We start from the raw sequence: 26,148 nt of genomic DNA on the forward strand, positions 1-26,148 counted from the left end.
GCCGGACTGGTATTCTGGTTTGCGTTTGCAGGGCCGCGGGGTCATACCGGGCCTGTGTGCAGCGAAGTGAGGAATGGAAATGCCTGAATTGATCAATCTTGATGGAAAGACAGCGGTGATTTTTGGGCTGGCGAACAAGCGTTCGATCGCCTGGGGCATCGCGCAGAAGTTGCATGAAGGCGGCGCAAAGCTCGCCATCTGCTACCAGAACGAGCGCATGAAATCGGAAGCCGCAGGCCTCATCGAAGCTTTGCCAGGCGCGGACGGCTTTCAGTGCGATGTTTCGAGCGACGCCGAGATCGCGACGCTCTTTGAGCAGCTAAAAGAGAAGTACGGAAAGCTCGACGTTGTTGTCCACGCTGTGGCTTTCGCTCCACCGGAAGACTTGCACGGAGATTTCCTAAACACCAGCCGCGAGGGCTTCCGGATTGCCCACGACGTCAGCGTCTACTCGCTGATCGCTGTTTCGCGCGCCGCAGCCCCGCTCATGCCGGAAGGCGGTTCGGTCATCACGCTGACCTACTTCGGCGCGGAGAAGGTCGTTCCCCATTACAACGTCATGGGCGTCGCAAAGGCTTCCCTCGAAGCGACCGTGCGCTACCTGGCCAATAGCCTTGGTCCGCAGAAGATTCGCGTCAATGCCATCTCCGCGGGACCGATCAAGACCCTCGCCGCGCGCGGAGTCGGCGCCCTCGGAGAGATGTTGAAAGTGCATTCGGACAAGTCGCCTCTGCGTCGCAACGTCGATCAGCTTGAGGTCGGCGGCGCGGCGGCATTCCTAGCCAGCGATCTTTCCGGCGCGATCACCGGCGAGACGATCTACGTCGACTGCGGCTACAACATTATGGGGTTCTGAAGAATCGCTTCGCCGGAAGCCAGTCTTTTTCCGTTCTTCAGGATGCCAACGCCTTTTGCAAGAATGCCCGCGAGAGATGAACTCCCTCGCGGGCATTCTTGCGTTTGCGCCCACTCCTGTCAGCGGATGTCGATGCTGGTCGCAAGGTCTAAGCTGCGCGATGAACTGCCGACGAGCACGGCGCGCGGACCGGTTGCGGTGGTCCACTTGCTGGCCTCGGTTGACCAGAATTGCAGGCGGCGCAGCGGAACGGTGATGCTGACGCGCTTCGATTCTCCGGGATCGAGGTGGATGCGGTCGAAGGCGACGAGCGCGTGCTCGGGGAATTCGCCGGGAAATTTGTGCTCTGGACGACCTAGGTAGATCTGCGGCACTTCGTCGCTGGCTACGGGGCCGGTATTTTTGACGTCGAACTCGACCACGATGCCGCCTTCGGCTGCGGGCTCTGTCTTGAGGTTGGCATAAGCGAAGGTAGTGTAGCTTAGGCCAAATCCAAATGGAAATTCCGGCGCGATCTTTTCCTTGTCGAACCAGCGGTAGCCGACGTTGACGCCTTCGCTGAAAGTTGTCTTGCCACCCACGCCCTTGGAGGAGCGTTCGGGATACTTGGGGTTGGTTGCAGGATAGTCTTCCAATCTCTTCGCCCAGGTAAAGGGCAAGCGGCCTGCGGGACTGGTCTTGCCGGCCAGAATGTTCGCCGTAGCCCATCCGCCTTCGTCACCCGGCCACCACATCTGCAATACGCCTTTGACCTTGCTCAGCCATGGCATGGCGATGGGCTGCGAGACATTCAATACGACAACGGTGTTTGGATTGACCGCGGCGATCTCTTCGATCAGTTTGTCCTGATCGTAGTCCTTCCCATTGCCTGGTAGAACGAAGTCGGTCTTGCCGCGCGACCACACGAAGACAACAGCGGTTTTGGCCGCCTTGGCAGCCGCAATCGCGGCATCGTGATTGGCCTTGCGCTGTTCAGGTGTAACCCAGGCCAGTCGAACCTGCGCGGGATGGTTCGAGGTGTCGCCCTCGATTGTCACCTTGACTGCGTGTTGACCGGCGGTGAGTTCCACCGCTGTCCGAAGGTTATCGAGCCCGTCTGTCGTGGGCATCAGACCGTCTTTGCCGCCGAGAACAGTGTCGCCATGCACGCCGCCGCGCATGCCGTTGGCTCCGGCCACGCGCTTGCCGTCAATCTCAATTGACCCGGCTGCGCCAAGCAGTTGCAGGTAAATCCAATACGACCCGGTTGTTGGAACGTTGAGCTTCCCGTCCCATGTCATTGCGCTGTTGGCAGGCAATGCCGTACCAGCCTTGGTGGTGAAATCGAGGATCGCATCTGTCGACTTAACGCCATCCTTAGTCATCTGTTGCAAGCCAGGCTTGCCGTCTTCGCTGGTCCACTGGCTTGCCGGGATTGGTGTGCCGGTCATATCGTCTTCCACGGCATAGGTCACCTGGATCTCCGGAGCGACCTTCGCAATCGCCTGCACCGTGCCGATCTGCCGCCACGGCCAGCCAATCGAGCGCTCGCCTGCCGTGCCGATGGAGACCGTCTGACCAGCGCCAGGGCCAATGAGGGCGACAGTTTCAGACGATTTGAGCGGCAGCACGTGATCCTCGTTCTTGAGCAAGACCGCAGCGTCTTCGGCCGTCTTCTGAATGACCGCAGCGTTGGCTTCCACGGCATGAACGGGAGGCTCCTTTGGTCCGGCCTGGCCTGGCGTCGGGTGATCGAGGTAGCCAAATTTGTCGATTTCATACAGAACGCGGCCAGCGGCGCGGGTAATCGTTGCGTCGTCCAGCTTTCCTTCCTTGCGCAGGTTCCAGAAGTTGGTGTGTGCATCGCGCATCGCGCCGATAGTGCCGAAGTTGAAGGGTTTCGGCTTAGGCTCTTCGGGCAGCGTGCCGCCCAGAAAGCCGGCCAGCAAGGCGGTATTGAACTTGGGCGGCGGCTCAGACTTTGGTTCCTCGGTCGTGAAAAAGGAGTACATCATGCCAGCCAAAGGGCTGTCTTTGGGACCAGGACCGGGCATCTCCATATCGAGACCATTGTTGATGTAGTTCGCGGCATGAACAGCTCCCCAGTCCGAGGTGACGAAGCCCTTGAAACCGACTTCATCGTGCAGAATCTTGACGAGCATGTCCGGGTTGCCGCAGGCCTGCGTTCCGTTGACTTTGTTATACGAGCACATGATCGACGAAACACCCGCCTGGACTGCATCGATGAACGGCGCGATATAAATCTCATGCAGAGCCTGCTGGTCGACGAAGACGTTGCTTCCGTCCGTGTCATACGCAACGTAATGCTTGGCCTGGGACATCACACCCTGCGACTGGATACCTTGAATGAGGCTCGCGCCGATGACCCCGGTCAGCACCGGGTCTTCGCCCTCCGTGTTGTAGCCGCGCTCGAAGGTGATGTCTCGGTCAATGTTGATGAATGGCTCCAGCACAACGTCAATGCCCAGAGATTTAGCCTCACGTGCGATGACCTCGCCGTTCTGTTCCGCATCTTTGACACTGAAGGTTGCGGCGACACCCATCGTGGCGGTCTCGGCCATGGAGGGATTGCGCGTAAGAACACCCGGAGGCCCGTCCGACATGCGAATTGACGGAATGCCGAGACGCGGAACTCCAGTGAGGTAGCCGGCTTGACCCTGGTTGGTGGCAGATGGCTCCGATGCGCCGCGGATAAGAGCCATCTTCTCGTCGACAGTCATTTGGCTCAGCAGTTTGTCGACTCGCGGAACGCCAGTGACAACCGGGACGGAATCCTGCGCGAATGCCGACACCGTTGTAAGCGCGAGGGACGGGACGAGCAGAAGGGAGAACAGAAGGGCACGCGAAGATTTGCGGCCGCTCTCGGACGTGCTGGATTGGGGGTCCTGGGAAGGGATCAATTTTGGCTCCAGAATTTTGGCTGTGTGCTGGGACGCAAGCAGAATACGCAATCGAATGCGTGCTGCGTTCCTCTGGAGACGTTTACATGGAAATAAATTATGAATTGAACTTTGTTTGACTCTTGAAGTTTCGCGCCATCTAGCCTCGCTGCTATGATTCGCTGTGCAAAAACGTTTGAGTAAACAGGGGGCGTATGCGGGGGAGTTCGAGGCGTGGGTTCTTGAAAGCAGCTTCGGGTGCAGCGGCCTTGGCCGTGGCGAGAGCTGTACCGGGGTTGGGGGCAGTTGATTCTTCGGGGCCGGTGCGGGTTTGGGCGACTTATCGGGACCGGCGATATGCGGCCGGTGAGGCGCTGATCTGGAAGCCGTTGACAGAGATTGCAGCGGATGCGATCGTGCTCGATCCGGCGTCAACTAAGCAAGAGATTCTGGGTTTTGGCGGCGCGCTTACGGACGCCACCTGTTACGTGCTGAGCCAGTTATCAGCCGAGGAACGCGGCGCGGTGATGCACGATCTGTTTGCTCCGCGCGAGATGGACATGAACGTCTGCCGGACCACGATCGGCGCGAGCGACTATTCGCGATCTGTGTATTCCTACGATGAGAGCGATGAGCCAGACCCGGAGTTGAAGAAGTTTTCCATCGACCATGACAAGGCCTATATCCTGCCCATGCTTCGCGAAGTGAGAAAGACGAATCCCGAGATGTTTCTGTTCTCGTCGCCGTGGTCTCCTCCGGGCTGGATGAAGTCGGGTGGCTCGATGCTGGGCGGAGCGATGAGGAAACCAAGCTATGCGCCCTACGCAAGATACTTTCTGAAGTTTCTGGAAGCCTACAAGGCAGATGGAGTTGAGATCAACGCAGTTACAGTCCAGAACGAGGTGGATACCGATCAGGATGGGCGCATGCCGGCTTGTCTCTGGGGACAGGAATATGAGATTGAGTTTGTAAGAGACCACCTTGGGCCGGCATTGCGCGCGGCAGGATCTAAGACCAGGGTATGGGTGCTGGATCATAACTATAACCTCTGGGGCCGCGCGATGGACGAGTTATCGGATGCCAAGGCTTATGAGTACATCGATGGCATTGCATGGCACGGTTATTTTGGCGACGCTGCGGTAATGACTCGTTTGCATGAGGCGTTTCCGGCGAAGAGTGCTTACTGGACCGAGGGCGGTCCTGATATTGCTGCTTCGGACTATGCTACGGATTGGGCTAAGTGGGGCGAGACATTCAATGGTGTCCTGAATAACTGGGCGCGGTCGATAACTTCGTGGAATCTGGCGCTGGATGAGAAAGGGAAACCGAATATCGGGCCATTCTCCTGTGGCGGAGTGGTTACGGTGGAAAATGGGTCGCACAAGATCACCAAAAGCGGCCAGTATTGGGCTTTCGCGCACTACTCGCGGCATGTGAAGCGCGGAGCCAGAGCGTTTGCCACAAATGGGACTGAGGCTGCGGCTTCCGGCGGACTGTTGGAAGACCGGGTGGCCGGCGGAGTGACGCACAGCGGCTTTCGCAATCCCGATGGCAGCATGGTTGTTGTTCTGGCCAATCGCGGGGCAGAGCGGCGGGTGCAACTGGTGCATGGAGCAAATGCGCTGGAAGTCGATTTGCCCGCGGATTCCCTGTTCACTCTGCAGTGGAGTTAGAGTCGCGAGCGAAGAATTTCAATAGTCTGCTGAAGCCGCTTAGAGCCTATGGGGTGAGCAGGGAAGTAAGTCTCTGCATTTGTGCCGGATTGTAGTAGGAGATCGGTCTCGTCCAAGGGGGTTCGTCCTTCGCGGTTTCGAAGGCTCGGGTCCGCTCCGAAATCGAGCTGGATCTGGACAAACTTTGCCGGGTCGACAACCGGCCGGCTGGCGATGACGCGATGCATCGGAGTATTGCCCGCTTCATCGCGCCAGTTTGGGTTCGCTCCGTGTTCCAGCAGTATGGGTGTGACCGCTGTTGAAGCGACCATGGTTGCTGGTCCCCATGCATACGAGTCGTATGGGTGACAATCGGAGACTGCTCCATACTGAAATAAAATCTCAGCCGACTTCGGTTGTTGGCCAAAAATGGCCCAGCCGAGAGCGGAGTTGCCGGTCGTCAAATCGTTTGCAGTTGTTGGATCGCGCTGCAGAATTTGCTGCAGTTTGTCGTGCATTCCATAGGCTGCAGCCGCGCAGACGTCGGGCACAGCCCCGGCCTCCAGCAGAATCGTAGCGTAATCGTCGTGGTTCAGTTCGAAACAGTCGTGCAGAGGCAGCCGGCCATCGTGGTTGCGCACGTTGAGGTCCGCACCGCGATCAATCAGGAGCCGCAGAACTTCGACCTTGGCTTCCGCGATTGCCAGGTGAATCAGCCGCATGGCGAGTGCGTCGCTGGGCCTTACGCGTAGAGGTATATCGGTGCTCGCGTTGACCAGTTCCGGATGGATGTCCAATATCTTTCGCATGGTGCTCAGGTCGACAGAGCGAACCGCGTTGATCAGTTGTTCGCCAACGTCGTGCAGCGCATCGACGTAGGACCTGAGCTTGCGCCAGCTTGGAAAGCCGTAGCTGCGCGCGACCAGAAGCTGCGCGTCGGAGAGTCGTGCGGTTGAACTCTCCGCCTGCATCGTTTTGAAGCGCTGTTTTGCTTCGTTTTTAAGATGTTCGAGATTGGCGCGTGCGGGGAGATTGTTTGTTGCAGGTGTGGGACGATTTCGCGAGTCGCTCATGGGGCCTTCCTTCCATATTTGCCCGGTGTCCGCGGTTTTCGGGCTGGAAGTCAGGTGAGATTGCAAGTACTGCCGGGTGGGCTGCGCCCTTTACGCGGACAGACTGCCTCCCGCAAGGCCGAAAACAGCATAGACAACATCGAAGTTTGGCGCAAGCGCGAAGCGAGGCTCAGATTTGCAGGGAAATGACTGCAGCTTACAAGGCGAACTTGAGGGGCGGGTGATTGTTCCACGTAGAACAATTCAAGTCGAATGGGAAGGGTTTTTGTGGAGTTTGTTGTATCTGCTCTGTTTTCTTGAGCTTGGGTTTGCGTGTTATTGAGTGCTTTTGTGCCTTGTTGCAGCGGCTGGGGATTCTTGCGCTCGGAGTTGGTGTGCTGCATTGTTGAACCTCACAGTTGCTGCAGAAGACATTTCAGAGATTGCGGCCGGGGATGGGATAGAGAAAGGCTGGGCGGCCCGCCTGAGTCGAATGAAGCTGGCAAATCATCCAATTCCAGTCTTAGTTAGTTGAGGTTGGGAATAGGGATGCGCGTTACACACTTAGGGTTTGGCAAGATGGCGCAAGCTGTCATTCCGCACGTGGTGAAGGCTGGACACACGGTAACAGTTTGGAATCGGAGCCTTGTCTCCGCCGAGAAATTTGCCGGGTTGGAAGTCACGGTTGCGCGAACCGCTGCTGAGGCTGTGGCTGGGTGCGATATCGTTTTCACTCTTCTGCTGAACGATGAGGCTCTGACGGAAGTGCTGTATGACGGCGGTGTGCTGGATGCCATTCCGGCAGGTGCTGTTCATGTTTCGGTGAGCACGATCAGCGTGAAGTTGGCGAAGCGAATTGCTGTGGAGCATGCAAGGCGCGGTCAGCGGTATGTTGGTGCGCCAGTCTACGGCCGGCCTAACGTTGCCGCGGAGGGAAAGCTTTGGACAGTTGTAGGCGGAACGGCGGATGCCGTAGAGAGCGTGCGACCGCTGCTGGAGTGTTATTGCCGGGGTATGTCTGTCATTGGTGAAGAGCCATGGAAGGCGCACATGGTGAAGCTGATGGGCAACTTCATGGTCGTAACGATGATGGCTGGGTTGTCTGAGGCCATGACGGCGGCTGAGCTCATGGGTATCTCCAGATCGAGTGTGGTTGAGACGATTAACAGCGGGATATTTCGCTCTCCGGTGTACGAGGCTTATGGGTCGATGATGTTGAACCCGCCGAAAGAGGCTTCCGCGAAGATTGATCTGGGCGAGAAGGACTTGCGGCTCTTTCGTGATGCGGCGGCGACGATTGGCATGAAGGCCCATCTGGCGGAGTTGATGCGGGATAACTTCGCGGAAGGGATCCGGTCGGGCTTACAGGAAGAAGATCTGGCCGCTGGTTACTACAAGCAGGCCCGCAGCAGATACTTGCGCGAGGCTGGAGTCGAGGCCTGAGAACGGGCCTTGCGGCGCACTGATGATTGGTCCCCGTGGGACAATTCCTGGCGAATGGGACGGCATTTGGCGCTGTTGCAGCGAATGGGAAATTTGGGTGCTGGGGCGGAAAGCAGCTTTCCTTTTTAACAGATAGAAAGGCAAAGGAAGAAGCAAGAACAGGGCAGGCTTTTTGTGATTTCCCACCCTTGACGCAATGAACGCGTCAAGGATGGGGCATCCGGATTCGTGGTTGGGCTCGTAATACTGGAGGCTGAGACACCCGCCATCCGGCAGGTGTTCCGGTATTATTCTGTGGCTGTTGAGCCGTAGTTGTCGGCTGGCGGAGCGGTGCCGCGAATCTGCTCGATGAACAGCGGGACTTCTCTGTCGATCAGGTCGGTGCGGTCGATCTGGACGTAGTGGCCGCTGTTTTTGGCGATGATTCTGCGGCTGCGGGTGGAGAGCTTCTTGAGGTCTTCCTGCATCTGGCTCCAGACTGTCTCGACCTTCTTCTGGGCGGCGTTTTCGGTCGGCAGGGACTTGGTGGGGTCATGGGAGAAGACGAGGATCGGCAAGTCACCGTAGGGGCCGGAATGGACTGTCTCCAGGCCGGACTGCTCCATGCTGCGCATCTCGCTGATGGACGAGGCGGGGTTCATCTCGCAGAAATCTTCGGCTCGCATTTGCGCGGCCTCACTGTCGGGGCCTGAGGTGTGACTGGAACATCTGCCCATCAGGCGGGGAACGCCTACGATGAACGCTGTTTTGGCTAGCGTGAGGATGTACCAAGGCGGCAATCCCATGCCGCCCACAGCCTTGATTGCGGGGTTGTCCTGCTGCATGGGGGTTGAACCGTCGACGAAGATGAGGCCTGCGAGGTCTTCGGAATAATGCGCGGCGTAATCGCGCAGGTAGATTCCAGCTATGGAATGGCCCATGAGGACGACGGGGCGCGCGACGTTGGCCTGGATAAGGAGACTGTGCAGTTCGGCGGCGATGTGGTCGGCGTCGCGCGGGGCCGGGCGCGATTCGCTGAGGCCGAATCCGGCGCGGTCATAGGCGCAGACGCGGGTGGTTTTGGCGAGTGCGGGCTGAACCTTTGTCCAGATATCTGAATGATCGCCCAGGCCGGCATCCAGGACGATGGTAGGCGAGCCGCTGCCGGTGCAGTCCATGTACATCTTGCGGCCATCGACGGTGTAGGTTTGGCCGGGAGTGGGATGGTGCGCGTGGAACCAGAGTTGGGCGACGGCGTTGTAGCTGGTGCTGACGGTGATGACGGCGGCGAAGAGGACGACGAAGGACAGCACGATTCTCTCGGCGACGCGACGCCATTTGCGTATGACTTTGGCCCGGAGCGAAAGGATGCGGCGAAGGCTCAGCCAGATGACAAGAATCCCGATGAGCAGAATGAGCGCTGGTGCGATCTGGTAGTCGAATTCCACGAAACACCTCGGCGGTTTGGTTCGGGGAGGGATGACTGTCGGACATTGTTGTAGTGCGGCGACTCACATGCCACGGGATTGAGGCGCCGCCCCGGAATTTGGGCTGCATAGTTGAGAAGAATACTACATAGATCATGGGTACTCCATAGTTTTGCTGGAAATTAGCCTTGATGTTGCTGGTTGGATCGGTGGGGAATTGTGCTATCCCATCCTTGACGCAGAGAACGCGTCAAGGATGGGGCAACCAATTCGGTGGTTGGGGTAGGAGATCTGAAGGCTGGGCGAGCCACTACTCGGCCGTTACTTTGGCTGGGCGCCGGGTTGTGGATAAGCCTCGACTCGCTCGCCGGAGTCGGGGGTGGTGAAGTGGTTGACCGGACTCTTTACCTCATCGCTCTTTCCATCGCCCTCCATCGAGTCCACTGTGTAGTAGTAGGTGGTTCGTGGGCTCAGGCCGTCCAGGCGAACACGGAAGATCGTCTCGGGATGTTCCTGGTTGAGCCTGACGTGAGATTTCGCTGTCTGGTTCAGTTGTTTGGGATCGGTACCGTAGTGCACGACGCCGAAGTGATCGTCCGATCCGCCAGGGTTGTTGGATGTCCATCTCACAATGACCAGATCGTCGGTTGCGGATTCAAGCGTTGGGCCTTGTTTGATTTCGACGTGCGCGGCTCTCTTTGCTGGGGTAACTACCTGAGAAAAAGCTGCATTGGAGACGAGCAGACTGCAAACTATCGCAGCCATTTTGATGAGCATTTTGTTCACTGCGAAACTCCTTCCGTAAAACATGAATTGACCGGGCATGGCGCCGCACGCGACCCCATGCCCGTATATCGAGTTTGTCCGCTATCCAGGCTCCAAGCTATGGAATCGGATATGGCCCCGGCAGCGGTGGAACATCACAGATCGCCGACGCGCAGGGTGGCAGTGGAGGAGTCGGAATGAGGCTGCTGTTGCCTTGCGTTGCCGAAGTCCCACCGGCCATGCATTGACCGGTAAAGGTATTGATGTCCGGGTAAGGAGTTGTAAAGCCGTCCGAGAGTGTTTGCAGGAAGGCCACGATCTGATCCTCCTCCTTATCCGTCAAGCCGAGATTGCCAGTCGTCATGTCGATGTTGTTTGGCACCTCGGACATTGGCCAGCAGTTTACTCTCTCCGTCGTTCCCGCCGGGCAGTGTCCCGAAGTGACGCTGAATCGATAAACGTCCCGCGTGTTGTAGAAGTGGACGAGTTGCTTGAGGCTCTTGATGTAGCCGTTGTGGAAGAACTCCTTCTGGAAGTATGGGCCCGGGGCCTCGGTGGTTGGACACTGTGGGGGAGCCAGGGCCGCATTGCGCGCGGTAGATACCTGCATCTGGCCGTCGACCGAGGGAGCCTGTGTTATCCAGCTAGCGTTTGGATTGGGGGCTGAACCGAAGCCGCTTCGGAGGAAATTGCCGAGTCCCAGATCTCTGTAGGCGAAGCCATAAGGATTGGGAGTAAATCCGAACCGGTCGGGCTTGTTCTCATAGAAATAGGCAACTCTGGGATTCAGGGGCAGTCCCTCGTTCGCGTATCCGAAACAGCTGAATACGGGGTTGACCTGGGCTGTTGTGCCTGTGTCTTGCAGGCTTGATGAGTTGCTGGCGCAGCCATATTGCTGGTCCACGCAGAGGGTGGATCTTCCGTCGATGTGGCAGGAATTGCAGTTGCCTTTGCCATTGAACAGCTTGTAACCAGCCATCTCGTCTGTCGTCATGGTGTAATTGCCCTTCAGGAAGGCGTCGAATTTTGACGAAAAGGCGCTGACACGCGGGGAGCCTTCGAACTTGGAAATGGACTGGCCCCAGTGGTCGTAAATGTTGTTTGCCTTGGCGCGCTCTGTGGGACTCAGGTCAATTGGCGTGGCAGTTGTGCCGAGCGTCGCCGCTCCTCCCGGAGTGTCGCAGATCGCCTCGGCATCACTTGGGAAATTGATATTCAGGGAGTCGCCCCATACGGCCTCAAAGAGGGGTCTGTACTCGGCCGTCTGGAGCCGCAACGCGATGCAAGCCGTATCAGGGAAACCCATCTCGCCGGTATCGACTGGCGGGTGCTGTGCCTGCTCGGAGTCTGCACTCTGCAGCTTGTATCCAGTTGAGCGCGCATCCCAGAAGTTTCCGCCAAAGAACAGGCCTTGCTCATTGTTGAATTCGAGGACAGGGAAATTGGGCGAATATGTGTATCGCTGCGCTGTCCGTTTGTTGGCCCGGTAGTGATAGGTTCCGGGATAGGCGATCATCGTCAGGTTGACGGACGGGATCGGTCCGCTGAAACCGGCATATGGCAGGTGGCAGAAAGCGCAGGCCGTGTCCTTGAAGGGTGACATGTTCTGGTCGTAATTCAGGATCTTCCCGAGTACTACTACTGTCCTATATCCACTGCCCTGAATGGTTGGCGGGTTTCCTTGCACATTTATCGGTGGTAATTTCTCCCACTCTGTGAGAGCTTCCTTTTCGATGAAGTTCACCTCGCGCCGAACTCTTTGGATCTCGGAAGGTAAATCGGGTGGCAGAATTCCAGGTGGGTACGGATTGTAGGGTGGAGGCGCCAGGACGGATTGTCCATGCACGCCATGAGTGGTGCAGATCATGGAGATCACTAATACCGAACAGGTTGCACTCAGGGCAACCAATGTCCTCGTCTGTTTCATACACAACCTCCCTGCAATGGCTAAGGTTTGGGACGCACGTCCGCGTTTCACCGAAGATCCCGGTGACTGGGTGGACGATGAATCTGCATTTAACTTCTAGATAGAACCTGGATGATTTACCCGAGTGGGTATCTTGATTTGTTGCGGCTATTCACAAGGCAATCAACTTGGTCAGTCGAGTAACTGACCTCGAAAAAAAGATGGCCCGTTGATATCAAAGGAAGGGGATGGACCATCCCTGCATTCTCGAATGGTGGGCCGGATTGAAAGTGACTGTCAAGGGTGATAAGGCCGCTAAATTGTTGGCTTTAGTCGGAGCAGGCATTATCTGCTTGATTATTGTTTATCTGATAGGGGTTGCGTGGCGTTGGTATATTTCGACTTAGGATAATATTTATTGATTCTTAAATATTTATATACATCGCTACATATTCGGCACGTGATCAACAGCCGCTTTGCAGGCGAGCCAGACGACGATAATCCGCTTTGGTTTGATTGCAAACGCTGTTTGTGATGTCGATAACAGAGTTGGGTTGAGCAGGTTGTACAGGGAAGGTGGTTCGGCGGATTCGATTTCTCACGTGCGGTGAGGTTGTGGTGCTATCTTCATGCGGAACGTGAAGTTGGATCGTGTCTCTGTTTGCTTGGGAATTGCTGGCGGGCTGGTGGAGAAGCAGATTCGCCTAGGGAATGACCGGGGGTAAGCCAACCGGCGTCTGTGTATGACTGGGCCCCAGTCTCGAGATCGAGAACTGGGGCTCCGGTGTTGGTTAGATTGTTGGTTATTACTGCTCCCTGAGCCTTGAGATAGGTCCCTTGTCGAAAGACACTGTCCCGGTGACATAGCCATCGGTGAGCGTTTGCAGGAACGCTACGATGTCGTCTTCCTCCTCGCTTGTCAGGCCAAGATTGCCTAACTGCGTGGTGTTCAGGGTTGCCGGATACTCAGGCTCTGGCCAGCAAGTTACTTTCTCGCCGGGCGAACCCTGAGCGCAACGTGGCAGCGCCTGGGAGGTGTTGTAGAAGTGAACGACTTCCTTGAGGCTCTTCAGATACCCGTTATGCATATACTCTTTGATGAAATCTGGTCGAGGCCTCATGTCGACGTTGCGCACGGTTGCGGTTTGGAACATCCCGTTAAAGAACGGGGCCAGTTGCTTCCACTGCAGGAGATTGGGATTCTCTGTGAGGTTGGTGAGCATGCCCCCAACTCCATAATCGACAAAGTTGAAACCCATGGGGTTTGCGATGTATCCGTACTGATCCGGCTTGCTTTCGCAGTAGTACGGCAGCGCGAGATTCTTGGGCAGGCCGATGTTGTTGGCGGTGAAATCGCTGAAGAGAGGCGCAACATCGGCTGCTACCAGGGTATTGGGTGTGTTGACTGCTGTTCCGCTGAGATGGCATTGGTTGCAATGTGCTTTGCCATTGAACAGTTGATAGCCGGTCAGTTCAGCACCTGACAGAGTCGCGTTGCCGGCGAGATAGGCGTCGAATTTCGAAGAGAAAGCGCTGACTTCCGCAGAAGCTTCAAAGGATGCGATCGAAAGCACCATGTGCTGGAAGGTGGAGTTTGATGTTCCCCTGTCAATTGCGCTGAGATGCACAGGGAACGGATCTGTCGCAGGCGCGGGCCCGGGGTGGGCGCACACGGTTGCAACATTGGAGGGCCAGCGGATCGCGAAGGACTGAGCGCCCCAGATGCTTACGATTAGCGGAGCGTAACGGCCCTGCGATGCCTTCCATACCCAGCAAGCGGTGTCCGGATTTCCCATTTCGACTGGATTTACCGGTGGTCCTTCTGCCTGTTCTGCGGCGGGATTGTCGAGGGTGATCCCGGTGGCGCGCATATCCCAGAAGTTGCCTCCATAGAAGCTGTTCTGAGTTGCGTTGTAGTGGAGGATGCCCGAGAACGGGGCGTACGCGTAGCTCTGGGGATTCCTTGCGCTGAAGCGGTAGTTTGGTGCGGGGGGAACGGCGTTGGTGACGGCGGTGCCGCCAGGTTGCGATGCGGTGGTCGCATTGAACAAACTGGATTGTCCCCTGAAGCCTGTGTACGGTACGTGGCAGGTTGCGCAGGCGATGTTCTCGAAGGGGGAGAGGGTTGTGTCGTAGATCTCGGTCTTACCGAGCAGAGTGATTTTGTGGTACAGGTCAAGCGAAGACGCTTGTGCCACTTGCTGGAGCAAGTCGTCTTCCGTAAGCGTGATGAACGCAGCGGCTATCGCGACATCCGGATCTTCATGTGCTCCACCGGGAAGGTAGGATGCGACGTTTACGTTCCCGCTGCATATAGCGAAAGGCGGTATCGGGGTGGTGGTGGCAGCGGAGCGGATTTGACTTTGACCATGCACACTGTGAGTGGTGCAGGTCATGGAGATGACCAATGCCGTACAGGTTGCACATAGAGCAACCAGCGTCCTTTTTTGTTTCATAGATAACCTCCCTGAAACGGCTAGGGTTTGGAGACGAGCCTGCTTTTTCACCGGAGGGCCCGGTGAATGGCTAAACGATCTATCTAGAGTCGACTCTCTGGAATGAGCCCGGAGGATTTTCCCGAATGGGTATTTTGGTTTGTCGCAGTTGTCCGAAGCAAGAAACCCGATCAGCCGAGTGGGCGGAATCGGAAATGATGGCTCGGTGAAACTACTTCGGACGAGACCGAACCACCACAATATTTCCGATAGTGGTCTCGATCAAAAGGGGCTGTCAAGACCGATCATGTTGTTGAATCGTTTACTTTTTGCGAGAGAGGCAGTTATCGGTTTGAATATTGCCTTATTAATGTGGAACAGGCGCGTCCTAGTATTTCGACCAAGAATGAAATCTGTTGATTCTTAATGGTTTGTTTGCGTCGATATGTATTCGACGCGTAATCAATGGCCACTTTTCGAGCGCGGCGGAAGGTGTTGAATTGCTTTTGTTTAATTGCAATCGTTGTTTGTTATATCGATAACCGATAATTCAGGTCGTACTGATTTTCGGGCTGCGCTCGAATCTGATTCCAGGTCTCAGGGCGATGTGATGTGCCCGGCGATGGAAGAGGCAAGAACAGCGTGGGTTGCCTGCCTAGTGGACGAGTTCTAGGGCAGAGGTGCGCTTGGCTGGGCGCTTCATCAGGAATGGAAGTGGGATTAGGCAGCCGGTCAGCGCGACTAAGATCCAGATTACGTCTACGTAGGCGAGGGTTCTGGCCTGGGATTGGATCATGCCGTAGATTTGTGCCCCGGCGTGGAGGGTGCTGTCTGGGCCGTGCCAGCCGTTGCGGGTCCACATGCTGGCCATGCCTGCTCTCATGCGCTCGAAGGGGCCGTTGCCTTCTACTGTGTGGCGGATCAGCATGGCCTGATGGCGCTGGCTGAAACGCGAGAGCAGCGTGGTGACGAAACTGATGCCGACGCTGCCGCCGAGGTTGCGGCTAAGCGATGTTAGGCCGGAGACTTCGTTGTTCTTTTCCTGCGGGATTCCGGCGTAGCAGAGGGTGTTGATGGGGATGAAGAGGAATGGCAATCCTATGGCGATGACGGCGCGCCAGCTTACGGCTAATCCGAAGTTGATTTGCTGGTTGATGTTGGTCATGCGCAAGAGTCCGTAGGTGGTGATGATGAAGCCAACGGCTACGAGTTTGCGTGGGTCGAATTTGGGCGCGAGCGCTCCGGCGATGGGGAAGAGGACCATGAGGACAAGGCCGCCGGTGGAGATGGCCATGCCGGCCTGGCGGGCAGAGTAGCCCATGACTTCCTGGAGGTATTGCGGGATGAGGACGGTGGTGGAGTAGAGGCTGGCTCCGACCATGAACATCACAAGCTGGGTCATGGCTACGTTGCGGCGCTTGAAGAGACGCAGGTCGATGATGGGGTGGTCGACGTGGAGTTCGCGCCAGAGGAAGATGGCGAAAGAGATGGCGGCGAGGATGACGGCGGTGACGATGAAGTTGGAGCTGAACCAGTCGTCTTCCTGGCCTTTGTCGAGCATCATCTGGAGGGCGCCGATGAAGACGACCAGCAGGCCGAGTCCCCAGTAGTCGACGCCTTCTTTTTTCTTGCGGATTTGGGCCAGGTACGGCGGGTCTTCGACGAGACGCTGGGTGAGGACGAGCGAAAGGATGCCTACGGGGATGTTTAGGAAAAAGAGCCAGCGCCAACTTGCGTTGTCGACGATCCAGCCGCCGACGGTTGGCCCGAGAGCGGGTGCGAGGACGACGGCCATTCCGTAGACGGCGAAGGCCATGCTGCGCTTTTCGGGCGGGAAGGTGTCGGCGAGGATGGCTTGTTCGCTGGGCTGGAGTCCTCCGCCGGCTGCTCCCTGGATAACGCGGAAGAGGACCAGCATGGGCAGCGTAGGGGCGAGCCCGCAGAGCAGTGAGGCGATGGTGAAGCAGAAGACGCAGCTCATGTAGAAGCGTTTTCGCCCGATGCGATTGGCGATCCAGCCGCTGATGGGGAGAACTACGGCGTTGGCGACGAGATAGCTGGTGAGCACCCATGTGGCTTCGTCGACCGAGGCCGAGAGGGTGCCGGAGATGTGAGGCATGGCGACGTTGACGATGGAGGTGTCGAGCGCCTCCATAAAGGTGGCGAGCGTGACCGTGATGGCGATGACCCAGGGATTGGCTTTGGGACGCCATGTATCGTGGAAGTTGAGAGTTGCCGCCGCCAATGCTGGTGCCTCGTTGCCTCGGGAAAATGGGTAGTGACGAGTGTCAGATTATCAGTTTTGCAGGAGCCGGGAACGCAAATGGATATGGATGGAGCTGGTTGAAGCCGGTGGTTGAGGGAGAGGGGAATTGAAGGACGGTGGGATATTGCTGGGTGTGGATACTTGTGGGCCTTCGGGGTCGATTGCGCTTGGGCGGGTTCACGCCGGGAAGATTGAGTTGCTGGGACAGACCGAGATAGCGGGCGGGGAGTATGCGGCTCGGCTGGTGCAGGGGATTGTGGAGTTGCTGGCGGCTGCTGGGGTGACGGTCGGCGAGCTGGCGGGGATTGTCGCGGTGGCAGGGCCCGGAAGTTTTACTGGGATTCGGATCGGGCTGGCGGCGGTGAAGGCGATTGCCGAGGCTGCGGGGTTGCCGGTGGTGACGGTTTCGCGGCTGGCTCTGCTGGCGGAGGTGGGTACGGCTGCGTGCGCGGTGCTGGATGCGCATCGGGGGCAGTTTTATTGCGGGATGTATGGCGATGGGGTTGACGGGGCCTCGGGGTTGCGGGAGATGCTGCTGACGGCGGGTGAGATCAACGCCATGGGCGGGCTGGCAGGGCGGGTGGCTGTTTGCGAAGAGACTGTGGCGCAGTTGCTCGAGGAGCTTTACGGAGAGCCGGAGTTGATTCGAGTCGCTGCACCGACGGCTGCGGCTGCGCTGCGGTTTTCTCTGGCGAAGTGGCTGGATGGGGAATTGGCTGATGTGGCGACGCTGGATGGGTATTACTTGCGCGGCGCGGATGCCAAGGTCAATTCGAGGCTGGGCTAAGGGATGTCGCATCTAGATCCACATCGCGATCCAGGAACGGGGCTCACAATTCGGAGTATGGTGGAGTCCGATATCGATAGTGTGATGATGATTGCGTCGTTACTCCCGACGGCTCCGCAGTGGAGTCGCGGAGCATATGAGACTGCAATTTCGGCGGATGGGATTCCAAAGCGGATTGCGCTGGCGGCGGAGTATTCCGGCGAGTTGAAGGGTTTTGTGATTGCGCGGTTCCTCTATTCGCTTGCCGAGATCGAGACACTTGGAGTGGACGTAAGCGCGCAGCGGAACGGTATTGGTACATCGCTCTTGGTTGCGGCGCTTGATGAGCTGAGGCTCGCTGGTGTGGATGAGGTTGAGCTTGAGGTGCGGCCTTCGAATGAACGGGCTTGGCGGTTGTACGAGCGGATTGGGTTTAGTGAGGTTGGCCGGCGGCGGGGGTACTATCGGGAGCCGGTCGAAGATGCGATCTTGTTGCGGCTAGGCCTAGCGAGGCAGGCTTTCCCTCAGGGGCTGAAGCCCCGTTGATTATTCTGGGTTTATGTACGGGCCAAAGCCTGTACCCTTCGTTAAAGCCTGTTGCCCGCAAGTTGGATTCCGGATTGGATTGATTCTTCTGGATTTGCGGCTATTTTGAGCGGGGTTATCCACATCCGTGTGCAAGAAATTGCCAATCGAGCCTTGCCGGTCGTGATTCATCGGGCGTATACATAAGTGGTTCCACTCTCGACGAGGTGCCTCTATGGATGAATTACTCGAATCGCAAGTGAGCGCCGAAGTTCAGCGGCTAATGACCGAGCATCAACGGTATTCTATGCGTCTGAACGAACTTCTTACGAAGCCATATCTTTCTTCGGAAGAGCAGTTGGAGGAGGTTCGGCTGAAGAAGCTGAAGCTTCATGCCAAGGATCTCATCATGGCGATCGAGCATCGCGCGGCGGCTACGGCTACAGCGTAGTTGCCTGCAGGACCCAGCCTTTGCGACCGGCACGGGAAAGGCTGAAAGTTGGGACAAGTTGGCAGGCATGACTCGAAGTAGCCTGCGGCAGTGGTTTTCACGCTCGTATAATCGTCAGAAGTTATGGTTAGAGACGGTTACTTCTACGGTGTGGGACTGCTCGCTGCGGCTGCGCTCCTTTTTTGGCTGGCCAGCTGGCCTTTGGCGCTGATTCCCGCATTGCTGGCGGCTTTTTTTCTGTGGTTTTTCCGCGACCCGGAGCGAGTGATTCCGAGCGGTGAGGGGTTAATTGTCTCGCCGGGCGACGGGCTGGTGACGGAGGCGATCCGGTTGGAGACTCCGAATGGCCCGCGGCAGCGGATCAGCATCTTTTTGAGCGTGTTTGACGTGCATGTGAACCGCTCGCCGATCGCCGGGACGATCTCTGCGGTTCGATACCAGAAAGGCAAGTATCTGAACGCGATGAATCCTGCCTCGGCGGACCAGAATGAACAGTGCATTGTTACAGTGAGGGATGGCGAGACTGAAGTCACCTTCAAGCTGATTGCCGGTCTGCTGGCGCGGCGGATTGTGTTCACGCAGGCGACGGGCAACGTGATCGGGCGCGGCGACCGGGTGGGGCTGATCAAGTTTGGCTCGCGCGTGGATGTGTTGGTTCCGGCTGAGGCCGAGTTGCGGGTGAAGCCTGGGGTTCGGGTGAAGGGCGGAGCTTCTGTGCTTGCTGCGATGCCGGTTCGTGATGAGGCGCGCTCGTGAATTCGCCGTTTGCCGGACGGTTGCACGGCGAGGATCGCGTCGGCGGACGTGCGGGCGCTCGCGCGGCCCGGATGCGGCGCGGGATGTTTCTGCTGCCGTCCCTTTTTACCGCTGGAAGTATAGGCGCGGGATACTTCGCGATTACCCAGACAATTGATTCCGTCAACGTGGCTGGCGGCGGAGCGCAGCATCTGGACTGGGCCGCGATTGCGATCTGTCTGGCGATTCCTTTTGACGCGCTGGACGGACGCATTGCGCGGATGACGAACACGACCAGTGAATTTGGCAAGGAACTCGATTCGCTGGCAGATGCCATCACCTTCGGCGTTGCTCCTTGTCTGCTGGCGTTTGTCTGGGGATTTCACTCGCTGCCAGAGGCGATGAATCCGGATCTGCGGCGGGCGATTTTGCAGATCGGCTCGTTTGTATGTTTCCTTTATCTGCTATGCGGAGTTTCGCGGCTGGCGCGGTTCAATATCAGCCACGATCCGCAACCGCGTAATCCTGGCCGGCTGGACCGGAAGTACTTTGTGGGCATGCCGATTCCGGCGGCGGCGGGGATGGTCGCGTCCACGGTGCATTTCTGCTATGGGTTTCCTATTCCGTACTGGTGGCTGGCGGTGCTTTGGATTGGCCTCGTAGGGCTGCTGGGCTTTCTGATGGTGAGTACCTGGCGGTTCTGGTCGGGCAAAGAGATCAACTTTGGGCGCAGGCAGCCGTTTCAACTGCTGGCGGTGCTAGCGATTGTGGTGTTTGTGCTGATCCGGTTTTCGAGCGGAGCGCTGTTTTTTGTGGCCCTGGTGTATATGTTTTCGGGGATATGGGCGCGGGCGGCGTATTCGTGGTCGCGGCGGAGGCGTCAGATGCCGCGAGATGAGGCGGAGACAAGAACCGCTCCGGCGTTTACGGCCGAGTATGCTCAACAGGGGAATGCGAGTTCTGGCGTGAGCGCGGCTGAGCAGGAATATGCCCGTATGCATCGCGAGCCCCAGATGAGCGATGCCGGAGTTGGGGAATCTGGAGAAGATTTGAGACAGGATTCGAGGTCCGATGGCTACTGATTACAAAATTGCGCTGGTCGGAGCTTCCTCGTTGCTGGCGAAGGAATTGAAGGAATGCCTGACGGAGTCTCCGCTGGCGGGCGCCAGCTTTGTGCTGCTGGATGTGGAAGAGGCGCAAGGGCAACTGGAGCAGGTGGGCGACGAAGTTACCGTGGTGCAGGTGGTCGGCGAGAATTCGTTTGAAGAGATCGATTTTACGTTCTTTGCGGGCAATGAGAATCTGACGCGGAAGTTCTGGCGCAATGCACTGGCTGCCGGATCGACGGTGCTGGATCTGTCCGGCGCTCTGGATGAGGAGCCGGGGGTGCTGGTTCGCGCTCCCTGGGTGAGCGACGGGACTGGTTCGGGAGCGGGATCGCCGGATCTGTTGACGAAGGCGGTGGTCCCAGCCAATGCCGCGTCGCTGGCGTTGGCGCTGATGATGGATCGGCTGCAGGAGATTGCAGAGGTTCGATTTGCGGCGGCAACGGTGCTACAGCCGGCTTCGGAGTATGGCAAGGAAGGCTTGGATGAGCTGCACCAGCAGACGGTGAGCTTGTTGAGCTTTCAGAATATGCCGCGTGCGATCTTTGACACGCAGGTGGCCTACAACACGCTGGCCAGCTTTGGTGAGAGCGCAGCGGCAAACATGTCGCGAGCGGAGGGCCGCATTCGCAGGCATTACGCGGTGCTGGCGGGGGAAAGATTGCCGGAGCTTCGGTTGCAGGTGCTGCATGCGCCGGTCTTTCACGGACACACGTTTTCGATTTGTATTGAGCTGGATCGGGCGTTGCCGATTGCGATTATCGAGGATGCGCTGGGCGGCGACCATCTGGATCTGGTGCTGGAGGAGACGGATTCGCCGTCGAATCTTGCCGCAGCGGGGCAGAACGATGTGCTGGTGTGGCTGAAGCCGGAGCCTCCTGTCGAGCGATTGAGCGGGGAGACTAGCCGGTTCTGGCTTTGGGCAGCGAGCGACAATCTGCGGCTGGCGGCGCAGAACGCGGTAGAGTGCGCGCTGGATATGCGGCGGCTGCGGCCGCATGGAAAGGTGCAGTAGATCGCTTGGTCCCGCTTGAATTTGTAGTTGGGAAAAGCGAGAGCAAAAGCAAGAACAGGGCTGGCTTTTGTGGTTTCCCACCCTTGCCGCAAACTGCGCGTCAAGAATGGGGCACCCGGCAGTTTGGTCTCGATTTTGGACCTTGAGACCTACGCAGGCTTCCCCATCTCAATTTTTCCGATTGAATTCCTTGTGTTTTTGCCAGGCTTGCTCGATGTAGGCGTCGGTCATGCCGGCGATGTAGTCGGCTACGGCGCGGGCTACACCTTCTTCGGAGATGCGTGCTCGATGGTCGGGTGGAAGCAGTTCCGGATCTTCTATCCAGGCGTTGAAGAGGGATTTCACGATGTGGTCGGCGTGGGCGTGTTCGGCTTCCAGTGCCGTGGATTGATAGAGATTGGCATATAGATAGGCTTTGGCCTGACGGCGATGGTCTTCCATTTCGGGACTGAGTTGGGCTACCCGGCGGGATGCGTGGCGGAGATCGTGAAGGGTGTGGATGCCGAGGCTGCGCGCCTGGCGCGTTGTTTCCTGCATGAGGTCGGTGACGAAGGCATTGAGCATCTGCTTGAGTGCTTCGTTTGAAAGCAGGCACGGCTCGGCGGCGGGGAATTCTTTTTGGGCATTTGCGTAATAAATGGCGAAGAGCTGAACGTGATGCTCAACTTGCGCCAAATCGAGGATTCCGGCTCCGAGGCCGTCTTCGAGATCGGCGGTCAGGTAGGCTATTTCGTCGGCGAGATCAATGAGCTGGGCTTCGAGCGGGGGGAGCTGATCCAGGAAATATTCGCTCAATTCGGGGTATCGATCTGACGGATAATCGCGGGAGTGTTTGATGATGCCTTCGCGGACGCCGAGGGTGAGGTTGAGACCGCGGAATGCGGCGTAGCGCTCTTCGAAGCTGGTGACGATGCGCAGGGCGTGGAGATTGTGATCGAAGGTTAGATTGTGGACGCGCAGGGCTTCGTCAAGGGCGTGTTCGCCGGCGTGGCCGAAGGGCGGATGACCGATGTCGTGGACAAGCGCGAGGGCCTCGGCGAGGGACGCGTTGAGGCCGAGTGTGCTGGCCATGGTGCGGGCGATCTGGGCGACTTCGAGGGTGTGAGTGAGGCGGCTGCGCGAGTGATCGCTCTCCGCGGCGCGGCGGGTGAAGACCTGTGTCTTGCCGGCGAGGCGCCGAAACGCCTTTGCGTGGAGGATGCGGCCGATGTCGCGCACAAACGGAGAGCGGTAGGGATGAGCTGATTCGGGGCAGGCGCGGCGCGAGAGGGGATCGGCCGCCGAATCCGGAACAGCGAGCGATTCCGGTATTGCGAGTGGAGAATCTGGGGCAAAGAGGTCTTCCATAGCCGGGTCATTCACAGGGTAATTTGTTTGTTGTCACACTGTTGGTCTTTGTTGGACTTTGAGATGCAAGCGGAGTACACTTCCGGGTACTTTCGGGAAGGGTTGGCGAGCGACGCGAGAGACGCGAGTTTGACGTCGTACGAGAGTTCGCCGGGCAGTAACACTTTTGGACAATCACCTACGGAGGATTACGACATGCCATCGGTCAGGAAACTCGTTGCATTTGCGCTTACGCCAACGCTTCTGCTGCTCACGAGCTGTGCACGGCACTCTCAGTCCGAAGTTTATTACCTGGTTGCGACGAACATGAGCCTGTCATATTGGAAGACGGCAGTAACAGGCTTTAACGCCGCAGCGACGCGGTACAAGGTGACGGCAAAGATTGCGGGTCCGGATAATTACGATCCTCAGGCGGAGTTGCAGGAGTTGAATAAGGCAGTTGCGGCGAAACCGGCCGGGATACTCATTTCAGTGGCCGATGAATCGCTGCTGAAGCCCGGGATCGACGCGGCTGTAGAGGCCGGGGTTCCTGTGATCACGATGGATTCGGATGCGGCAACGAGCCGCAGGCTCTTCTTTATTGGAACCAACAATGTTGCGGCCGGGCGTTTGGGTGGACAAAGGATCGTGGAGAAGCTGGGTGGGAGAGGCAACGTGGTTTTCTTCTCGATGCCTGGGCAGCCCAATCTCGATGAGCGCCTGCAAGGGTTCAAGGATATCTTCGCAACGCATCCGGATATCAAGATTCTGGATGTGGTCAACATCAAAGGCGATGCGCGCAATGCCTTTGACAATACGGAGCAGTACCTGACCCAGACGGGAATTGCCAGGGTCGCGGCGTTTATCTGCCTGGAGGCGTCTTCGGGAAAGACGGTGGCGGATGCGGTACGGCGGCAGAAGGCGACGGACCGTGTGGTGCTGGCCTGGGACGTGGAGCAGGATACGCTGGGTGAGATCAAGGATGGAACAATCGAGGCGACGATTTCGCAGAAGCCTTACACAATGGGATTTGTGGGGTTGAAGGAGTTGGACGAGATCTTCCACAACAAACCCAGATCGCTTACCAAGGACTATAGCGTGGATGCTTTCTCAGAGTACCCAGTGTTCATCGATACCGGCACGGCGCTGGTGGACAAGGCGAATGTCGATATCTATGCCAAGTCTGCCGCGGAGCATCAACAGTAGATTTCGAAGTTACACCGACAAAAAGAAGAGCCGCAGCAGGGTCTCAGCCGCGGCTCTCGTTTTACCGTAATGTTTTGTTATTTCTGGAATGGCGGAGTTACGGCTGTTTGTCGTCTCCGATGTGGCTTTCCTGCTTGGCGAGCTTGACGCGCGCGCCTTCGAGCTTCTTCTGTACTTTGGCGACTTCGGCGGGTTCCACGTCGGCAGGCGCAGATTTGGAGAACTCCGTGATGGAGATCTCCCATTGAGCGGCAGCGAGGCGGATGCGGCCTGTCTTTTCGTAGAGGTCGCCGAGGTGGTCGTGGACCGTGGGGTCGGTTGAGGTGCGCTCGACGGCTTTGCGGAGATTGTCTTCCGCTGGCTCATACTGACCCATCTTCAAATAGACCCAGCCGAGCGAGTCAAGATAAGCGCCATTCATGGGCTCAAGCTCGACGGCTTTGCGGATGTACTTGAGCGCGTCGGCGTAGCGGCTGGTCTTGTCGGCGAGCATATAGCCGAGGTTGTTGAGAGTGATGGCGTTGTTGGGGTCGATTTCCAGCACTTTGTGGAAGAGCTGTTCGGCCTGCTCGTAGTGCTTTTCGCGCTCGGCGAGAGAACCTTTCTGGAAGAAGAGATTTGCTTTGTCTTCATCCTTGATGGCAAAAGGTTCGGCTTTGGTAAGTGCGTCTTCGGCTTCCTTCCAATGCTTCAGACGGAGCTGGATCTGCGAGATCTGGAGGTAGACTTCGCGGTCGCCGGCCTTTCCGGTGAGAAGGCCGTTAGCCATGGCAAGGCCTTCGTCGAGCTTGCCGGTGTCGGCGAGTTCCCAAGCCAGCAGGAGCTTGAGATCGCGGTCATCGGGATTGGCGGCTACAGCCTTGCGGCAGATCTCGGTAGCCTTGTCGAACATCTTGGCGTCGCGATAGGTATCGACTTCGCCCTGGTAGCCGCGCTTGGCCGGGTCACCGCCGAGCGCGATCATCTTCTCGTAGGTGGCGATGGCTTCCGGAGTCTTGTTTTCTTCGTGGTAGACGGCTGCGAGGCGTTCGAGGAAGATGCTGCGATTGCCCTTTTCTTCCTGCGTGTAGGCGCCGTTGGCGTGCTCGGTGAGCTCTACCATCTTCTGATAGGTGGTGACGGCTTCGTCATAGCGGCCGAGAACGTCGAGGAGCAGGCCTTCGTTATATCCGGATTCGAGGGAGTCAGGATTCTTGACACGGGCCTTGCGAACGGTGGCCAGAGCCTCGGTGTAGTTGCCTTGACGGCGCTCAATCTCCGAGATGCGGTCGAGCGAGGAGGTATCTTCCGGGTCGGCCTCGGCCAACTGCTTGAACTGCTTGAGAGCTTCATCGAGCTGATTGTCGGCGAGGAGCGCCTGGGCGAGCGATCGGGCCGCGTCGAGGTTTTCCGGTTCCATATCGACGGAGCGTTGGTAGGCGGCGATGGCTTGTTTCAGATCCTTGAGCTGCTCATAGGCAGCGCCGAGGGCGAACTCCTCTTTGGTGGTCCGGTCGCTGACGGGAACGGCTTCCAGCAGTTGGGCAGCTCGCTTGACATCACCACCCTCGGCGTACAGACGCGCGAGGTTCAGGACAACATCCTCGGAGGCGGGTTCGATGGTCTGAGCAGCCTTGAATTGGGCTTCGGCTTTGGCGGTGTCGTGCTTGACAGTGTAGAGCTGGCCTAGGAGCAGGTGATCTTCGAGGCTTTTCGGCTCCAGCGAGACGATTTTGGTGAACTCGGCGATGGCTTTGTCAAGGACGTCATTGGCGGGGCTGGGCTGACTGCCTGGGCCCTGATTCTGGCCCTGGTTCTGATCCTGGCTCTGGCCGAGCGAGCGCAGGTAGATGCGGCCCAGAAGCTTGTGCGCATCGATATTATTGTCGTCCTTCTTGAGGAGCTCCCGGGCTGTCTGGACAGCTTCGCTGATACGCCCGGCGCGGAAATAGAGCTCGGCAAGGCCGACAGCCAGCTCCGTGGAGTCGGGATCGGCGTTCAGGGCGAGCTTGTACTCTTCAACGGCGCGGGTGACGAACTCCTGGCGGCCGTAGTTGGTCGCCATATCTTCGTAGGTGTCTGCGAGAGCCGCGTGGTAGTAAGCGGTGGCGCGGTCGGGAGTAGTCCCGGCAGATGCCGGCGCGGGAAGATCCGCAGATTTCGAGGTGCTCGAAGGCTTGGCGGGGATGGGCGCGACGTCAACCGGAGAACTCTCCGGAGGCGTGGCCTGCGATTGCGCCATTAACGTGACTGGCAGAGAGCAGGCGAGAGTGGCGGCAACCGCCAGCATGTTGAAATGCCTTCGGTTGGAAATCTGACTATGGCTGGGCGGTTGCGATTCCTTCATAATTCGGCTGTCCCACACTCTCTTTCCCATGC

Annotated in this window: 19 protein-coding genes; 10 read left to right on the forward strand and 9 right to left on the reverse strand. The window is 57.8% G+C overall.

Going from position 1 to position 26,148, the window contains the following annotated elements; genetic code table 11:
• The first annotated feature begins 88 nt into the window (after positions 1 to 88).
• On the forward strand, positions 89 to 856 hold the full coding sequence (locus tag OHL23_RS09840; protein WP_263351761.1) for an enoyl-ACP reductase FabI: 768 nt from the start codon (positions 89 to 91) through the stop codon (positions 854 to 856).
• 119 nt (positions 857 to 975) lie between these two features.
• Here the strand turns inward: OHL23_RS09840 and OHL23_RS09845 are convergent, their stop codons facing one another.
• A complete protein-coding gene (locus OHL23_RS09845) occupies positions 976 to 3,756 on the reverse strand; it encodes a beta-glucosidase (protein ID WP_263351606.1) in 2,781 nt (926 codons plus the stop codon).
• 221 nt (positions 3,757 to 3,977) lie between these two features.
• Between OHL23_RS09845 and OHL23_RS09850 the strand changes: the two genes are divergently transcribed.
• A complete protein-coding gene (locus tag OHL23_RS09850; RefSeq protein ID WP_263351607.1) occupies positions 3,978 to 5,408 on the forward strand; it encodes a glycoside hydrolase family 30 protein in 1,431 nt (476 codons plus the stop codon).
• On the opposite strand, the gene OHL23_RS09855 is transcribed toward OHL23_RS09850, so the two are convergent.
• Entirely contained in the window at positions 5,405 to 6,460 is a 1,056-nt protein-coding gene (locus OHL23_RS09855; RefSeq protein WP_263351608.1) for an ankyrin repeat domain-containing protein, read from the reverse strand. The genes OHL23_RS09850 and OHL23_RS09855 overlap by 4 nt on opposite strands.
• Before the next feature lie 528 nt (positions 6,461 to 6,988).
• On the opposite strand from OHL23_RS09855, the gene OHL23_RS09860 reads away from it, so the two are divergent.
• Positions 6,989 to 7,882, forward strand: coding sequence for an NAD(P)-dependent oxidoreductase (locus tag OHL23_RS09860; RefSeq protein WP_263351609.1), 894 nt, complete (start codon positions 6,989 to 6,991; stop codon positions 7,880 to 7,882).
• Between the two features lie 287 nt (positions 7,883 to 8,169).
• Here the strand turns inward: OHL23_RS09860 and OHL23_RS09865 are convergent, their stop codons facing one another.
• The 5 genes from OHL23_RS09865 to OHL23_RS09885 form a co-directional block, all read right to left on the reverse strand.
• Positions 8,170 to 9,309: an alpha/beta hydrolase gene (locus OHL23_RS09865; protein WP_263351610.1), complete on the reverse strand. Its 1,140-nt coding sequence runs from the start codon at positions 9,307 to 9,309 to the stop codon at positions 8,170 to 8,172.
• A gap of 300 nt (positions 9,310 to 9,609) precedes the next feature.
• Positions 9,610 to 10,065, reverse strand: a complete 456-nt coding sequence (locus tag OHL23_RS09870; RefSeq protein WP_263351762.1) for a fibronectin type III domain-containing protein — start codon at positions 10,063 to 10,065, stop codon at positions 9,610 to 9,612.
• 106 nt (positions 10,066 to 10,171) lie between these two features.
• Positions 10,172 to 11,980 (reverse strand): cytochrome-c peroxidase, encoded by a 1,809-nt coding sequence (locus tag OHL23_RS09875; protein WP_263351611.1) that lies wholly within the window; start codon positions 11,978 to 11,980, stop codon positions 10,172 to 10,174.
• Between the two features lie 785 nt (positions 11,981 to 12,765).
• Positions 12,766 to 14,415, reverse strand: a complete 1,650-nt coding sequence (locus OHL23_RS09880; RefSeq protein ID WP_263351612.1) for a cytochrome-c peroxidase — start codon at positions 14,413 to 14,415, stop codon at positions 12,766 to 12,768.
• 634 nt (positions 14,416 to 15,049) lie between these two features.
• Positions 15,050 to 16,639: a DHA2 family efflux MFS transporter permease subunit gene (locus tag OHL23_RS09885; protein ID WP_263351613.1), complete on the reverse strand. Its 1,590-nt coding sequence runs from the start codon at positions 16,637 to 16,639 to the stop codon at positions 15,050 to 15,052.
• Positions 16,640 to 16,766: 127 nt separating this feature from the next.
• On the opposite strand from OHL23_RS09885, the gene tsaB reads away from it, so the two are divergent.
• The 6 genes from tsaB to OHL23_RS09915 all read left to right on the forward strand — a co-directional run bounded on the left by tsaB (position 16,767) and on the right by OHL23_RS09915 (position 21,258).
• Positions 16,767 to 17,447, forward strand: coding sequence for a tRNA (adenosine(37)-N6)-threonylcarbamoyltransferase complex dimerization subunit type 1 TsaB (gene tsaB / locus OHL23_RS09890; RefSeq protein WP_263351614.1), 681 nt, complete (start codon positions 16,767 to 16,769; stop codon positions 17,445 to 17,447).
• A gap of 3 nt (positions 17,448 to 17,450) precedes the next feature.
• A complete protein-coding gene (locus OHL23_RS09895) occupies positions 17,451 to 17,972 on the forward strand; it encodes a GNAT family N-acetyltransferase (protein ID WP_263351615.1) in 522 nt (173 codons plus the stop codon).
• Positions 17,973 to 18,186: 214 nt separating this feature from the next.
• A complete protein-coding gene (locus OHL23_RS09900) occupies positions 18,187 to 18,402 on the forward strand; it encodes a DUF465 domain-containing protein (RefSeq protein ID WP_263351616.1) in 216 nt (71 codons plus the stop codon).
• Between the two features lie 123 nt (positions 18,403 to 18,525).
• On the forward strand, positions 18,526 to 19,158 hold the full coding sequence (locus OHL23_RS09905) for a phosphatidylserine decarboxylase (protein WP_263351617.1): 633 nt from the start codon (positions 18,526 to 18,528) through the stop codon (positions 19,156 to 19,158).
• Complete coding sequence (locus tag OHL23_RS09910) at positions 19,155 to 20,219, forward strand: CDP-alcohol phosphatidyltransferase family protein (protein ID WP_263351618.1); 1,065 nt, start codon at positions 19,155 to 19,157, stop codon at positions 20,217 to 20,219. The genes OHL23_RS09905 and OHL23_RS09910 overlap by 4 nt, the downstream gene beginning before the upstream one ends.
• The gene (locus OHL23_RS09915; RefSeq protein ID WP_263351619.1) at positions 20,209 to 21,258 is read left to right on the forward strand and encodes an Asd/ArgC dimerization domain-containing protein; all 1,050 of its coding nucleotides are present in this window, start codon (positions 20,209 to 20,211) and stop codon (positions 21,256 to 21,258) included. The genes OHL23_RS09910 and OHL23_RS09915 overlap by 11 nt, the downstream gene beginning before the upstream one ends.
• A gap of 168 nt (positions 21,259 to 21,426) precedes the next feature.
• On the opposite strand, the gene OHL23_RS09920 is transcribed toward OHL23_RS09915, so the two are convergent.
• Positions 21,427 to 22,605, reverse strand: a complete 1,179-nt coding sequence (locus tag OHL23_RS09920; RefSeq protein ID WP_263351620.1) for a deoxyguanosinetriphosphate triphosphohydrolase family protein — start codon at positions 22,603 to 22,605, stop codon at positions 21,427 to 21,429.
• 195 nt (positions 22,606 to 22,800) lie between these two features.
• Here OHL23_RS09920 and OHL23_RS09925 point away from each other — a divergent pair, with 195 nt between their 5' ends.
• Positions 22,801 to 23,790: a substrate-binding domain-containing protein gene (locus tag OHL23_RS09925; protein WP_263351621.1), complete on the forward strand. Its 990-nt coding sequence runs from the start codon at positions 22,801 to 22,803 to the stop codon at positions 23,788 to 23,790.
• A gap of 97 nt (positions 23,791 to 23,887) precedes the next feature.
• Here OHL23_RS09925 and OHL23_RS09930 read toward each other — a convergent pair whose 3' ends face one another.
• Entirely contained in the window at positions 23,888 to 26,146 is a 2,259-nt protein-coding gene (locus tag OHL23_RS09930; protein ID WP_263351622.1) for a tetratricopeptide repeat protein, read from the reverse strand.
• Positions 26,147 to 26,148: the final 2 nt, after the last annotated feature.

This window comes from Acidicapsa acidisoli, from assembly GCF_025685625.1.
Classification (GTDB): Bacteria; Acidobacteriota; Terriglobia; order Terriglobales; family Acidobacteriaceae; genus Acidicapsa; species Acidicapsa acidisoli.